Source organism: Nitrospiraceae bacterium (assembly GCA_021373015.1).
Taxonomy (GTDB): domain Bacteria; phylum Nitrospirota; class Thermodesulfovibrionia; order Thermodesulfovibrionales; family UBA1546; genus JAJFTJ01.
Window position 1 is genome coordinate 141,100 of sequence record JAJFTJ010000007.1, and the last position, 13,414, is coordinate 154,513.

14 protein-coding genes are annotated in these 13,414 nt (G+C 39.4%); 6 read left to right on the forward strand and 8 right to left on the reverse strand.

Going from position 1 to position 13,414, the window contains the following annotated elements:
* Positions 1-77 precede the first annotated feature (77 nt).
* From rpiB to LLF28_04685, 5 genes are all read left to right on the forward strand, one after another.
* Positions 78-530, forward strand: coding sequence for a ribose 5-phosphate isomerase B (gene rpiB, locus LLF28_04665; protein MCE5194737.1), 453 nt, complete (start codon positions 78-80; stop codon positions 528-530).
* Complete coding sequence (locus tag LLF28_04670) at positions 527-1,771, forward strand: serine hydroxymethyltransferase (protein MCE5194738.1); 1,245 nt, start codon at positions 527-529, stop codon at positions 1,769-1,771. Before rpiB ends, LLF28_04670 begins: the two co-directional genes overlap by 4 nt.
* Positions 1,772-1,808: 37 nt before the next feature.
* Positions 1,809-2,273 (forward strand): transcriptional regulator NrdR, encoded by a 465-nt coding sequence (nrdR, locus tag LLF28_04675; GenBank protein MCE5194739.1) that lies wholly within the window; start codon positions 1,809-1,811, stop codon positions 2,271-2,273.
* 15 nt (positions 2,274-2,288) lie between these two features.
* The gene (gene lsrF / locus LLF28_04680; protein MCE5194740.1) at positions 2,289-3,137 is read left to right on the forward strand and encodes a 3-hydroxy-5-phosphonooxypentane-2,4-dione thiolase; all 849 of its coding nucleotides are present in this window, start codon (positions 2,289-2,291) and stop codon (positions 3,135-3,137) included.
* Positions 3,138-3,202: 65 nt separating this feature from the next.
* Positions 3,203-4,228 carry a zinc-dependent dehydrogenase gene (locus tag LLF28_04685; GenBank protein MCE5194741.1) on the forward strand — a complete coding sequence of 342 codons (1,026 nt, stop codon included), beginning with the start codon at positions 3,203-3,205 and terminating at the stop codon, positions 4,226-4,228.
* A gap of 121 nt (positions 4,229-4,349) precedes the next feature.
* Here LLF28_04685 and LLF28_04690 read toward each other — a convergent pair whose 3' ends face one another.
* The gene (locus tag LLF28_04690; GenBank protein ID MCE5194742.1) at positions 4,350-5,873 is read right to left on the reverse strand and encodes an ABC transporter substrate-binding protein; all 1,524 of its coding nucleotides are present in this window, start codon (positions 5,871-5,873) and stop codon (positions 4,350-4,352) included.
* Positions 5,874-5,896: 23 nt separating this feature from the next.
* Positions 5,897-6,085 carry a DNA gyrase inhibitor YacG gene (locus tag LLF28_04695; protein MCE5194743.1) on the reverse strand — a complete coding sequence of 63 codons (189 nt, stop codon included), beginning with the start codon at positions 6,083-6,085 and terminating at the stop codon, positions 5,897-5,899.
* Positions 6,086-6,219: 134 nt separating this feature from the next.
* Here LLF28_04695 and LLF28_04700 point away from each other — a divergent pair, with 134 nt between their 5' ends.
* Positions 6,220-7,371 carry an acyl-CoA dehydrogenase family protein gene (locus LLF28_04700; GenBank protein ID MCE5194744.1) on the forward strand — a complete coding sequence of 384 codons (1,152 nt, stop codon included), beginning with the start codon at positions 6,220-6,222 and terminating at the stop codon, positions 7,369-7,371.
* A gap of 4 nt (positions 7,372-7,375) precedes the next feature.
* Here LLF28_04700 and dtd read toward each other — a convergent pair whose 3' ends face one another.
* Genes dtd through gcvH form a run of 6 tightly spaced genes read right to left on the reverse strand, consistent with a single transcriptional unit; the run spans position 7,376 to position 13,410 of the window.
* Positions 7,376-7,822, reverse strand: coding sequence for a D-tyrosyl-tRNA(Tyr) deacylase (gene dtd / locus LLF28_04705; protein ID MCE5194745.1), 447 nt, complete (start codon positions 7,820-7,822; stop codon positions 7,376-7,378).
* 3 nt (positions 7,823-7,825) lie between these two features.
* Entirely contained in the window at positions 7,826-10,003 is a 2,178-nt protein-coding gene (locus tag LLF28_04710) for a hypothetical protein (protein ID MCE5194746.1), read from the reverse strand.
* Positions 9,993-10,316 carry a septum formation initiator family protein gene (locus tag LLF28_04715; GenBank protein ID MCE5194747.1) on the reverse strand — a complete coding sequence of 108 codons (324 nt, stop codon included), beginning with the start codon at positions 10,314-10,316 and terminating at the stop codon, positions 9,993-9,995. Before LLF28_04715 ends, LLF28_04710 begins: the two co-directional genes overlap by 11 nt.
* Positions 10,313-11,590: a phosphopyruvate hydratase gene (gene eno / locus LLF28_04720; GenBank protein MCE5194748.1), complete on the reverse strand. Its 1,278-nt coding sequence runs from the start codon at positions 11,588-11,590 to the stop codon at positions 10,313-10,315. The genes LLF28_04715 and eno overlap by 4 nt, the downstream gene beginning before the upstream one ends.
* A 32-nt stretch (positions 11,591-11,622) precedes the next feature.
* Positions 11,623-13,023 carry a dihydrolipoyl dehydrogenase gene (gene lpdA / locus LLF28_04725; protein ID MCE5194749.1) on the reverse strand — a complete coding sequence of 467 codons (1,401 nt, stop codon included), beginning with the start codon at positions 13,021-13,023 and terminating at the stop codon, positions 11,623-11,625.
* Positions 13,024-13,410: a glycine cleavage system protein GcvH gene (gene gcvH / locus LLF28_04730; GenBank protein MCE5194750.1), complete on the reverse strand. Its 387-nt coding sequence runs from the start codon at positions 13,408-13,410 to the stop codon at positions 13,024-13,026.
* Between the last annotated feature and the right edge of the window lie 4 nt (positions 13,411-13,414).

Consider the following 13,414-nt stretch of genomic DNA (forward strand, 5'->3'; position numbering starts at 1 on the left):
TGTTTATGTCTTGTCCTAAGGCAAATATTGACTTACATTAAATTACTCGGATAAGATATCTAAATTCAGGGGGCAAAATGATTGTGGCAATCGGCAGTGATCATGCTGGGATAGAATTAAAAAAACATATCATTTCACTTCTTCAAGAACTCAAGGTTCAATCTGTAGATCTAGGCACTGACACTCCCCAGTCTGTTGATTATCCTGATTATGGAGAAAAGGTTGCAAAAGAAGTTGTATCAGGCAGAGCAGAGAGAGGAATACTTATATGCGGGACAGGGGTTGGTATGTCCATTGTTGCAAACAAATTTGCCGGCATAAGGGCAGCACTTTGCAATGATCTATTTACTGCGCGTATGAGCAGACAGCATAACAATGCAAATATACTTGTGATTGGCGGAAGGATTGTAGGCATCGACCTTGCGAAAGAAATAGTAAGGATATGGATGAATACTGAATTTGAAGGCGGAAGACATGCAAGCCGCCTTGTAAAAATAAAAAATATAGAGGAAAAAAATATAAGAAAATGAATCTAGAAAAACTCAAACTCTTTGATACTGATATTTATAAAGCGATCCAGAAAGAAACAGAAAGAGAAAAAGGGAAAATCCTTCTTATTGCATCGGAAAACTATGCAAGCCCTGCCGTTATGGAGGCTCAGGGATCTATTTTTACCAATAAGTATGCTGAAGGTTATCCTGACAAACGCTATTATGGCGGATGCGAATATGCTGATATTGTCGAGAGACTTGCAATAGAGCGCGCAAAAGAACTGTTTGGAGCAGAACACATAAATGTCCAGCCGCATTCAGGCTCGCAGGCAAACATGGCGGTGTATTTTTCATTTCTAAAACCCGGGGATAAAATCATGGGAATGAATCTGAGTCATGGCGGTCATCTTTCACACGGCGCATCTGTGAATTTTTCAGGCAGCCTATATAAGAATATACAATACGGGGTTAATAAACAGGGATATATTAACTACGATGAAGTGAGAAATCTTGCATTAAATAATAAACCGAAGATGATTATTGTTGGTGCAAGCGCATATTCAAGAATAATTGATTTTAAAAAATTTGCTGATATTGCCAAGGAAGCTAATGCTTATCTTCTTGCAGACATTGCACATATTGCAGGACTTATAGCTGCCGGTGTTCATCCATCTCCTGTGCCTTATGCTGATTTTATTACAACAACAACACACAAGACCCTCAGAGGACCAAGGGGCGGACTGATAATGTGTAAAGCAAAATATGCCAAGGCAATTGACAAGTCTATATTCCCAGGAATACAGGGAGGCCCATTGGTTCATGTTATTGCAGCAAAGGCAGTTGCCTTTAAAGAGGCTCTCAAACAAGAGTTTAAAAATTATCAGAATAATGTAGTTAAGAATGCAAAAAAATTGGCTGAAGAGCTTGTTAAAAGAGGGTTCAGGATAATATCCGGCGGAACTGATAATCATCTCATGCTCGTTGATCTCACAAGTAAAAACATAACAGGAAAAGAAGCTGAGACAGCATTAGACATGGCGGGTATCACTGTGAATAAAAACTCTATCCCATACGATGAGCGTCCACCTGCAGTAACCAGCGGTATCAGGCTGGGAACACCATGCGTTACTACAAGGGGGATGGCTGAGACAGAGATGACAGAGATTGCCAGACTGATAGACGAGGTTCTAAAACATAGAGAAGATAAATCAAAGCTCAAAGAATTCAAGCAGGTTGTGGAAAACATCTGTGTAAAATTCCCTCTCTATCAAAACTGTTAGATTGAAAAATTTACATCGTGATTCAGAGAAATAATTTATGAAATGTCCCTTCTGCACGCATATCGAAGATAAGGTTATCGATTCAAGAACAAGCAAAGAAGGCGATGCTATCCGAAGAAGACGCGAATGCCTTAAGTGCGGAAAACGTTTCACCTCTTACGAACGAGTCGAAGACATTATCCCTATGGTTGTAAAAAAAGACGGAAGGCGTGAATCATTCGACAGGCCGAAAGTTTTAAAAGGACTTGAAAAGGCAAGTGAGAAAAGACCTGTAAGCGTAGAGTCTCTGGAGAGCATAGTCGATTCCATAGAGAAAAAACTTATAGGCCTTGGAGTCAAAGAAATTCCAAGCACATGGATAGGCGAAGAAGTAATGTCTGCGCTTAAAGAGCTTGATAAGGTTGCATACGTAAGATTTGCTTCCGTTTACAGACAATTCAAAGATATTAATGAATTAATGAATGAAGTAAAAAACTTATTCGAATATAAACACAGCAAGTAGAAGGAGAGGCAGAATATGGATTGGGGACTGAAGAATCGTCTTTCAAGAATAATTAAGCAAGATGGCAGAACTGTGATGCTTGCTGTTGATCACGGATATTTTCTTGGACCTACAACCGGTCTGGAAGATGCAGAAAGGACAATTAAACCTTTGCTGCCGTACGCAGACGCACTGATGCCTACGAGAGGAATTGTAAGAGCCTGCGTCAATCCATCAACAGATACTCCTATAATTCTGCGTGTGTCAGGCGGAAACAGCATTCTGAATGAAGATCTTTCAAATGAAGGAATAACAGTTTCAATGGAAGATGCAGTGAGGCTTAATGTAGCTGCAGTTGCATTATCTATCTATATTGGTTCTGTAAATCAGAAAGAAACACTTTTGAATCTTACGAAACTTATTGATGAAGGCCAGCGCTATGGAATTCCTGTTTTAGCAGTCACTGCTGTTGGGAAGGAAATGGTGCGCGATGCGCGCTATCTTGCATTATCCTGCCGCATAGCAGCTGAACTTGGAGCACATATTGTTAAGACATATTACTGTGAAAATTTTGAAAAGGTTGTTAAAACCTGTCCTGTTCCATTGGTTATGGCAGGCGGGAAAAAACTCCCTGAGCTTGAAGCGCTCGAGCTAACATATAAGGCAGTAAGCGAAGGCGCTGCTGGCGTTGATATGGGAAGAAATATATTCCAGTCAGATGCTCCTGTTGCAATGATTCAGGCAGTAAGGGCAATTGTTCACGACAATGTAGCTCCTAAAAAGGCTTACGAACTTTATGAGAGTCTAAAAAAAAGTCTGAAGACAGATAAGAAACCAGAAAGCAAAGGCGTAACTGCAAGCAAAGAAGAATTAAGCAGGCATTAGTTTTCAAATCCTGCTTCAATGTATCATTAGTCTTTTAATCTGTATATATAGTTAAAGGTGTATTTATGCGCGTGGCGATGTATTACAACAACAATGATATAAGAATTGAGGAGATGCCGGTTCCGAAGATCGGCTCCCGCGAACTGTTGGTGAAAGTCATGGCAAGCGGGATCTGCGGAAGCGATGTTATGGAATGGTATCGCATAAAAAAAGCTCCAAAAGTTCTTGGACATGAGATTACAGGCGAGATTGTTGAAACAGGTCCAGAAGTTAAAAATTATAAGACAGGGGACAGAGTCTTTGTTTCTCATCATGTGCCGTGCAACACATGCAGATATTGTTTGAATGGTTATCATACTGCTTGCGAGACTCTGCACAAAACAAATTACGACCCGGGCGGCTTCGCAGAATATTTACGCGTTCCTGAGATAAATGTAAAGAGCGGTGTTTATATTCTTTCTGAAAATATTTCTTTTGAAGAAGGCACTTTTGCAGAGCCTCTGGCGTGCGTGATACGCGGACAGAGAGTCTCAAATATAAAACCCAAACAAAACATACTTGTAATTGGAAGCGGAATTTCAGGTTTGCTTCACATACATCTTGCTCGAGTCTCAGGAGCTGGAAGAATCATAGCAACTGACATTAATAAATACAGACTTGATGCAGCGCTTAAATTCGGTGCAGATTCAGTTATTAATGCAAACGATAATGTTCCTGAGCAGGTAAAAGAATTAAATCAAGGAAGGCCTGCTGACTGTGTGATAATATGCACTGGAGCAATGCCTGCAATCAAACAGGCAATGCAGAGTGTTGATAAGGGCGGCACGATTTTATTTTTCGCTGTTCCTAACCCCGGCAATGATGTAAACATCCCAATCACTGATTTCTGGCGGAATGAGATAAAAATAATGACCTCATACGGCGCAGGGCCTTCTGATCTTGAAGCTGCTGTTGAGATGATACATCAGAAAGAAATTCGTGTAAAAGATATGATCACCCACCGCCTGAATCTTTCTGAGACTGGATTGGGATTTAAGCTTGTTGCCGAGGGAAAAGAATCGATAAAGGTAATAATCGAACCATGGAGGTAAATTGTATAAATATGGCAGGCATCACTCAAAAATTTATTTAACTCGCTGGATATTAAATTATCTTAAATAAAGGTATCGAAAAATAAATTTTCTCGTAACATCTGCTATATTTATGCAAAGATTATTTATTTCCTATCTCTATATCTGTTCCTTTGTCCATGTTGTGGATCGGATACAGATAATAGTTTTTAACCCAGGGCTGGCGTACAGTAAAATCAGTTTTATGCCAGAAAAAAACCCATGGCGCATCATTAACTATCATCTGTTCAGCCTTTTCATAATATGCATATCTCTGCTTGGCTGTTTTTGAGTGCTGCCCTGCTTCGATCAATGCGTCGACTTTTGGATTTTTATATCTGGCGCGGTTTCCTGCAGAACCTATATTTGCTGAATGAAAAAGAGGATAGAGAAAATTCTCAGGGTCAAAATAATCTGCCCACCAGCCAAGCCAGAACATATCAGCCTCGCCTTTATTTATTGCTTCCTTGTATGCGCTCCATTCAAGCTGCTTAATTTTCGCTTTTATCCCGACTTCCTTAAGATATGATTGTATGACCTCTGCCATATCAACTACTTCAGCATCTGGTGTGATATAGAAGCTGACTTCAATCCCTTCAGGATATCCTATGCTTCTTAATAATTTCTGAGCCTTTGAAGGATTGTATTCGTAACCTGTTGGAGTCTTCCATTTTCTCATTACCTCGGGCACTGGGCCAGCGGCAAGTCTGCCGCGTTTTTCAAAAACAGTATTAAGTATTCTATCTACATCTATCGCGTAGTTTATCGCTTTACGCACTATGAGATTATCGAATGGTTTTTTTGAGCAATTAAGCCCAATATAATAAGTATTGAGGGCCTGCATTGAAGCAATCAGACCTTGCCATTTACTATCTTTCTTAAAGCGAGAAAATGCTGAAGCAGGGATATTGATGATATCAAGATTCCCTGTCTCGAATTCAGTAATTGCTGTCAGGTCTTCGGGAATTATTTTGTAAATTATTCCTTTTGTTTTTGATTTACTGCCGAAATAGTCTTTTCTGGCCTCTAAAACAAGCTCTTGACTTTGCTGCCAGTGCTTCAATATAAATGGTCCGGTGCCGACTGGGTTAGTCGAAAAATCAGCGCCCATTTTTTTTACGGCATCTTTATGAACAACATATGCTCCTGTCATTGCAAGAAGGGATAAGAAAGGAGAAAAGGGCTTTTCTAATTCTATCTCGAGCGTATAATCATCAATGACTTTTATCCCAGATACGGATTTTGTTTTTCCTGCTGAGAAATCACGGCTGCCTTTTATCTTATCCAATATCCATATGTTTGGCGATATGCTTTCGGGGCTTAATATCCGTTCGAAAGAATATTTAAAATCTCCTGCAGTAACTTCTTTGTCATCTGAAAACCTCACTCCTCTTTTTAGAAAAAATTTATATTTTCGTCCGTCTTCTGATATTGTCCATCTTGAAGCAATATCAGAAATTATTGAAAAATCTCTGTTGAGCCTTACAAGGCCGTTGAATAATTTGGAAGATACTATGCCGCCTGTAACATCAGTTATCATCGCTGGATCGAGCGTAGAAGGATTAGAACTCAATCTGTAATACGCATAATTGTCCAGCCTGTTTTCAGAAGAACAAGACAGAAACATGAAAATTGCGATAAAAGAAGATATTAGTATTGTTGATTTTCTGATATCTCATCCTCCTCGCTGTTTCCATCAATGTTTTCATCAGGAATCTTATAATCTTCCAGAACCCACTTGCCAAGATCTATCATCTTGCATTTTTCGCAGCAGAAAGGCCTCCATGGATTTTCTTCCCATGTTGTCTGGTTTTTGCATATAGGACAGATAATTTTCATGTTATTTCCTTCAGAGTCTATATTCTATTTAAAACAGCCGGATTTGCAAGAAGTTTTTATACTTTTAAAAATGTTAGATTTTCTGCTAAAATTAGCACTTGTGATTATACAAAATTAATACATGGAGGAAAATAATGAATTATTTTCTTACTGAAGACCAGATAATGATAAGGGATCTTGCAAGACAGATTGCGGAAGAGAAGGTTGTCCCTGTCAGAAGAGAACTTGACGAGAAAGAACAATTCCCATGGGAGATAATGAAGGTGCTTGCACAGTCGGACCTTTTTGGCTTATTTATACCAGAAGAGTACGGAGGTTTAGGCAAGGCCAGCCTTGAGCTTTGTATTGCAGTTGAAGAGCTTTCAAAGGCATGCGTCGGCGTATCTACAACCTATGCAGCAAATGCTCTGGGCACATATCCTATTCTCCTTTTCGGCACTGATAGCCAGAAAAAGAAATACCTTCCTGATATAGCCGCAGGAAAGAGGCTTGTTGCATTCGGCCTTACTGAGGCAAATGCAGGAAGCGATGCGGCAGGCATTCAGACGACTGCAAAACTCGAAGGCGACCACTATATTTTGAACGGCACCAAACAGTGGATAACAAACGGCGGAGAGGCAGAGATATATACAGTAATTGCAATTACTGACAAGTCAAAAGGGGCGCGAGGCGCATCTGCTTTTATAGTGGAGAAAGGCACCCCCGGCTTTACATTCGGCAAAAAAGAAGAAAAGATGGGGATACGTGCATCTGCAACATGCGAGCTTGTATTCGAAAACTGCAGGATTCCAAAAGAAAACCTTCTTTCCAAAGAAGGGATGGGATTCATAGTTGCGATGAAGACTCTGGACAGTTCAAGGGTTGGAGTAGGCGCTCAGGGGCTTGGAGTTGCTCAGGGCGCACTGGATGAAGCCATTAAATTTGCCAGACAGAGAATTCAGTTCGGCAAGCCTATAATAACTTTTCAAGCAGTCCAGCACATGCTTGCTGATATGGCAACTGAGATAGAGGCAGCAAGATCTCTTATCTATTCAGTTGCAAGATATATTGACAGCGGAGCAAAAGATTATACAAAGGTATCTGCCATGGCAAAAGTCTTTGCGACTGATGTAGGAATGAAAGTCACAACGAATGCTGTTCAGGTAATGGGCGGTTCAGGATATATGAAAGAATATCCAGTTGAAAAAATGATGAGAGACGCAAAGATACTCCAGATATACGAAGGCACAAACCAGATACAGAGGAATGTAATAGGGCAGGAGCTTGTAAAAAAACAGCGGGAGTAGTAGTTTAAGCGTTCTTTGTGTTTAGCAAAATAGTTACAGGGCCGTCATTTATTATATGAACCTGCATATATTCGCCAAAAGCGCCTGAAACAACTTTTATCCCAGTTTGTCTGAGTTTTTCCATAAAGTTAAAATACATTTTTTTTGCTTTCAAAGGAGCTTCAGCGCTATCAAATGACGGACGATTGCCTTTTCTGCAGTCGGCGGCAAGTGTAAATTGAGAAACAACAAGAGCTTCACCCTTTATATCTTGGATGGAAAGATTCATCTTTCCTTCTGAATCTTCAAATATTCTTAGATTTGCCGTCCGCTTCACTAGGAAATCAAGCTCAGAATCCGTGTCATTTTTTTCGATCGCAAGGAAAATAAGCATGCCTTTATCAATCCTGCTTATCGTCCTTCCGTCAACCTCAACGCTTGCTTTTGAGACTCTCTGTATCAGCGCTTTCATGTTTTAATACCACATCATGGCTTCGAAATCAGGGGTAGGAACTGTCAGACTTATATATCCCCTCCAAGGGCATCTTTCTATTTCTTCGCCATTTTTCATTATCGAGATATATAAATTAATCTCATCATTTTCTTTTGCGTTTATGTCTTTAAATTTTACTGCTATTTCCATTATATCCTGCACTGCGATATCAAATATATCTTTTATCTCTGACCATGAACCATCTTTTTTCTCCAAGAGTTTCCCTTTGAATTTCCCGCCTTTTTTTTCTATATTAATTCTGAAATAAGAAGGTTTGGTTATGTTTATGGAAAAAATAGTGTCTGATAAAATGTCATCAAATGAAGCCTTTGGATCCAATCTTAGAAAAAGATTTTCTTGATTAAATCCATAATAGATGTGTGATATGAAGCTTTCTGACTTGTGCATGCTTCCGCCTGATTTGCCGACAGCAATGCTTGCGCTCTGATACCATTCGTAGTAACTGTTCACTATTCCGTCTATCTGAGGCGTGATAAATCCCCTTATAGTAATCTCAGGGGAGATGGTCCTGTCTTCTCTGAGTATTGGGATAAAAAGGTTAGGCGGAATTTCCGTGCCGATAATGTTATATACCTGCATCAGATTTTTTCTGAATAGCTCATCGAATTCTTCCTGTGTTTCTGTTGAGTGATCATCTCCATACCACCAGTTCCAGTCGCTTCCTTCAGCAACATAGATTGATTTCCATGCATCATCCAGTGATTTATCCTTGTTGAGTTCTGAGAATGTCACTAGATCGCTTCTGGTGTCATTGAGATAATCCCATGCAAGATTATCTTCCTCATGACCAATCCAGATACCGAAGTTTGCATTTATCCATGAGCCTGGATGAAGTCTGTTAAGGGTTTCTCCTGTGCCAGATTCTTTGATATGCTCTGATACTGTGACTGTCTTTAGTCTTTCTTCTTTTGAAAGACGCTCGTAAAGATATTTCAAGAAATCATAACCGTCATTTTTATAGTATTCCCATGCATTCTCACCATCAAGTATTATCGAGACAAGATTAGGTCTGTTCTTAGGCAGAGATGCCTGTATGTTCAGGAGCTTGTTTATAAGGTCATCAGCAGCATTTTTGCTGTTCCAGCCTGAATAAACAAATCCTATCAGGTCAGACAGTTTATGATCTCTGAATATGAGTGATACGTCAGAATATCTGTATGTTTTATATAGTATTGAAGGATCGATTATATCTCCTGAAGAATTTCTCAGATTCTTCCCAAGAGAGTTTTCAAGAACAGCTTCGTCGGTAGCTGTCCATTTTATACCCTCAGAAGACAGCATTTTCAAAACATCCTCACTCACTGATCCTTCAGAAGGCCAGATGCCTTGAGGTCTGTATCCAAATGTTTTTTCAAAATAATCAAGAGCATCGCGTATCTGTCTTTTTGCATCCTCAGGATGAGAAAATCTTTTTTGCGGAAGTCTGACGCCAGGCATTGCTATCTTTGATGAGTCAGTATCAAAAATAAGCGGAAGAATTGGGTGATAAAAAGGCGTGGTGGATAATTCTATTTGTCCGTTTGCATTAAGTTTTTTATATTCGGGTATAATTTTTTTTAAAATATCGAGTTGTTTTTCAATAAGCAGATTTTTTTCTTCTTCTGTATATAAGCTGCCTTTTCTAGTAAGTTCTATAAGCAGCTGATCTTTTTCCCTGAACATCGGGTCTACCCAGCTAAGGTTGAAGAGCACTTGCAGGTCGAGAAAATCTTCATTAGAAAAATATTTTATAGTCCTTGCAAGTTCACTTTTTGTAAATCTCAATCCTCTTTTCAATAGTAAGGCGTAATATCTCTGAAAGGGTTTTATCATATTATCCCAATTTGCAAGGAAGAAGTTTTCGAGTATGAACATTTTATCCTGATCAGTGAGATCAGATGCTTTTTTTAGAGTAAGATTAAGATAGTCATCAGCAGCATTATTTTCAGTATAGTCGGCAAGCTGAGCAAGCAGGGAAGGTACAAGATTGAATGTTTGTTTGATGCTGGGATATGATTCGAGAATCTGAACCATGTCCAGATAATCTTTTGTTCCATGGAGTCTGACCCATGGAAGCCTGTAAACACCAGTAAAAGGATCTTTATAAAAAGGCTGGTGCATGTGCCAAAGAAAAGCAATATGCAGTGGACTATCTGTCATACTGGAAAATATACTCGTCAGGTCTGGCTAATCCAAACTCCTCTCGTGCATGTTTTTCAAGATAAAATGGATTTTCTTTTAAAGCTACGATCTGTTTTTTCATCTGCCCAGTATCTTTGTGCAGAGCTGCAATCTCGTTTTCAAGGGAAGATTTTTTATTAATCAGCTGTTTGTATCTGATAAATCCTGAATCTCCGAAGAGCAGATTTATCATGAGATATATAAAGCTTAACAGGAAAATAATTGATGTTATGAGCCTCTTTTTCCTTATCTCAGAGACAACCTGTTTCCTTAATAAGTTATTAGAGTTCATCCCTTAAGATTATAAAACGTTTCAAGTCCTTTGTATATAGCGCTGTCAGCAAGTTCTTCTTCTATTCTCAGCAGACGGTTATATTTTGATACTCTCTCGCTTCTTGCAAGGGAGCCTGTTTTTATAAATCCTGCATTAACGGCAACTGCAAGGTCAGCTATTGTAGTGTCCTCTGTCTCGCCTGATCTGTGAGAAATGATTGCTGTGTACCCGGCTCTCTTAGCCATCTCGATTGCATCCAAGGTTTCTGTAAGAGTTCCAATCTGATTAAGTTTTATGAGAATAGAATTTGCTATTCCCTCTTCAATTCCTTTTTCCAAAATTTTTGTATTTGTTACAAAAATATCATCTCCGACAAGCTGGACTTTTTTGCCAAGTCTCTCAGTCATCATTTTCCAGCCCTTCCAGTCATTCTCTGCAAGTCCGTCTTCGATGGAAAGAATTGGATATTTGTTAGTCCATTTTTCATAATAGGAAACAATCTCTTCTGAAGAGATGTTCTTGCCGTCAAATTTATAATTATTTTTAGAATAAAGCTCTGATGCTGCAACATCAAGCGCAATATAGACATCTTTCCCTGGCTTGTATCCTGCTTTCTCGATTGCCTGCATAACAAGTTCTATGGCTGCTTCATTTCCATTAAGATCAGGTGCAAATCCTCCCTCGTCGCCTACTGCAGTATTAAGTCCTTTGGATTTTAGAATAGTCTTAAGGTTATGGAATATCTCGACTCCTGCTCTTAATGCAGACGCAAAACTTTCTAATCCAAGAGGCATTATCATAAATTCCTGAATATCAAGATTATTGTCAGCGTGTGCGCCGCCGTTCAGTATGTTCATCATTGGTATCGGAAGTTGTTTTACATTACATCCGCCGATGTATCTGTATAAAGGCATTCCTGCTTCGTCAGCAGATGCCTTGCAGACAGCAAGCGAGGCTCCTAGTATTGCATTTGCGCCGAGTCTGCTTTTATTTTCTGTTCCGTCGAGTTCTATGAGAAGATTGTCTATATAAGTCTGATCATATGAGTCAAGTCCTCTTATTGCCGGTCCAATCTCTTTTACAATATTTGTTACTGCGTTTAAAACTCCTTTTCCAAAAAATCTTTTGCCGCCGTCTCTTAATTCAAGCGCTTCTCTTTGCCCTGTTGATGCGCCGGAAGGCACTGCTGCCCTGCCGATTGCCCCGCTGTCAAGATATACCTCAGCCTCTATTGTAGGATTTCCTCTTGAATCAATTATTTCACGCGCATGTACATCTGTAATCTGTCCCATAAAATGCCTCCTGTATGAAAATGGTATTTATATTATAAATTTTTTAGTGACTTTTTGAGAACATGGATTGCCTCATTATGAGCATCTTCTGAGGCCTCCATTAAGCCTTCTGATAAGGTCGGGTGAGCGTGTATTGTATTTGCAATATCTTTGATCTTAAGCCGTGTTTTTATTGCAATCGCTCCTTCATGGATAAGATCGGAAGCATGAGGTCCGATAATATGCATGCCAAGAATCCTGTCATCTTTTTTATCTCCAATCACTTTTATAAATCCTGATATTTCTCCAATTGCATGTGCCTTGCCAAGATTCCTGAATTGGAAATAACCTTTTATTATGTCTATGCCTTTTTCCAATGCCTGATGCTCTCTTAGGCCGACGGATCCAATTTCAGGAGATGTGAATATTGCTGCAGGAACAGCATCGTAGTCCATCAATGCTTTTTCTCCTGATGCATTCAGCGAAGCAACAATTCCCTGTTTTGATGCAATATGCGCCAGAAGCATTTTCCCGGTAACATCTCCTATGGCATATATTCCGGCGGCATTTGTTTCCATTTTTTCATTTACTAATATCTCGCCTTTTTCTCCGATCTGAATTCCTGCGTTTTCCAGTCCCATAAAGTCGCTGTTAAAAGTCCTTCCTATAGATACTATTATTTTTTCAGTTATGATTTCTTTCCCGTCAGATAAAATTGCACGTACGCCGTTGTCTATTTTTTCAATCTGTTCAACCTTGGCATTTGTAAGAAGCGTGATCTTTTTCTTTTTCAGTTCTCTTTCAAGCTGTTCAGATATTTCAATATCCTCAAGAACTACAGCCCTTGACATCATCTCCACCATTGTTACTTCGCTGCCTAGTTCTTTGTAGATACAGGCAAATTCACAGCCCATGACCCCTGCACCAATTATAAGAACACTTTTGGGAATTGATGTGAGATTTAATGCATCTGTGCTTGAGAAAATCTTCTGGCCGTCGAATTTCAACAAAGGTATTTCGGCAGGTCTTGAGCCTGTAGCAATAATAGTTTTTTCTGTTTTTATATTTTCAATAGAACCATCTTTGCTTTTTATCTGAATTTCTTGAGGAGAGATAAATGAGGCTTGTCCTTCTTTAAATGTGATTCCCCAGCTTTTAAACAATGTTCTGATGCCTTTGGCCTGAACAGATATTATATTGTTTTTTCTCTGATTAATTTTCTGAGCGTTTGCGAGAATTTCACCTTTTACTTCTATTCCGAACTCATCCAGTCTTTTTGCTTTTGCAAATGCTTCTGAAGACGCTATAAGCGCCTTTGCCGGAATACAGCCACAATTAAGGCATGTGCCTCCAACCTCGTCCTTCTCTATTACAGTGACCTGCGCTCCTCTCTGTGCAGCTTTGATTGCTGCTACATAGCCTCCTGGTCCTGAACCAAGGACGATCTGTTTCATTTACTTTGATTCTTCTTCAATATGCTTTTCATATTCTGAGGCATCAAGCAGGTCTTCCAGCTCTGATTCGTCTTCCATCTCGATTACCGCTATCCAGCCTTTTCCATATGGCTCTTCATTCATTATTTCAGGTGACTCTGAAAGATCGTCATTTACTGCAACGATATTCCCGCTTACAGGACTTATAACAGAAGAAGTTGCTTTTGTTGATTCGATCTCTGCTAACTCAGTATTAATGTCAATTGTCGTGTCTGTTTCCGGAAGGTCGATATAAACAATATCTCCAAGAGCGTCCTGAGCATAATCAGTAATTCCTATTGTTGCTTTTTTCCCCGATACTTTAACCCACGTGTGTTCTTTGTGATATTTGAGATCCTCTGGAGTCATTTTC

Coding starts and splice junctions, on each gene's coding strand:
- LLF28_04685 (MCE5194741.1), top strand. CDS start 3,203: ATGCGCGTGGCGATGTATTACAACAACAATGATATAAGAATTGAGGAG.
- eno (MCE5194748.1), bottom strand. CDS start 11,590: ATGGGACAGATTACAGATGTACATGCGCGTGAAATAATTGATTCAAGA.
- lsrF (MCE5194740.1), top strand. CDS start 2,289: ATGGATTGGGGACTGAAGAATCGTCTTTCAAGAATAATTAAGCAAGAT.
- nrdR (MCE5194739.1), top strand. CDS start 1,809: ATGAAATGTCCCTTCTGCACGCATATCGAAGATAAGGTTATCGATTCA.
- LLF28_04670 (MCE5194738.1), top strand. CDS start 527: ATGAATCTAGAAAAACTCAAACTCTTTGATACTGATATTTATAAAGCG.
- LLF28_04710 (MCE5194746.1), bottom strand. CDS start 10,003: ATGACAGATAGTCCACTGCATATTGCTTTTCTTTGGCACATGCACCAG.
- lpdA (MCE5194749.1), bottom strand. CDS start 13,023: ATGAAACAGATCGTCCTTGGTTCAGGACCAGGAGGCTATGTAGCAGCA.
- LLF28_04715 (MCE5194747.1), bottom strand. CDS start 10,316: ATGAACTCTAATAACTTATTAAGGAAACAGGTTGTCTCTGAGATAAGG.
- LLF28_04690 (MCE5194742.1), bottom strand. CDS start 5,873: ATGTTTCTGTCTTGTTCTTCTGAAAACAGGCTGGACAATTATGCGTAT.
- LLF28_04700 (MCE5194744.1), top strand. CDS start 6,220: ATGAATTATTTTCTTACTGAAGACCAGATAATGATAAGGGATCTTGCA.
- gcvH (MCE5194750.1), bottom strand. CDS start 13,410: ATGACTCCAGAGGATCTCAAATATCACAAAGAACACACGTGGGTTAAA.
- rpiB (MCE5194737.1), top strand. CDS start 78: ATGATTGTGGCAATCGGCAGTGATCATGCTGGGATAGAATTAAAAAAA.
- LLF28_04695 (MCE5194743.1), bottom strand. CDS start 6,085: ATGAAAATTATCTGTCCTATATGCAAAAACCAGACAACATGGGAAGAA.
- dtd (MCE5194745.1), bottom strand. CDS start 7,822: ATGAAAGCGCTGATACAGAGAGTCTCAAAAGCAAGCGTTGAGGTTGAC.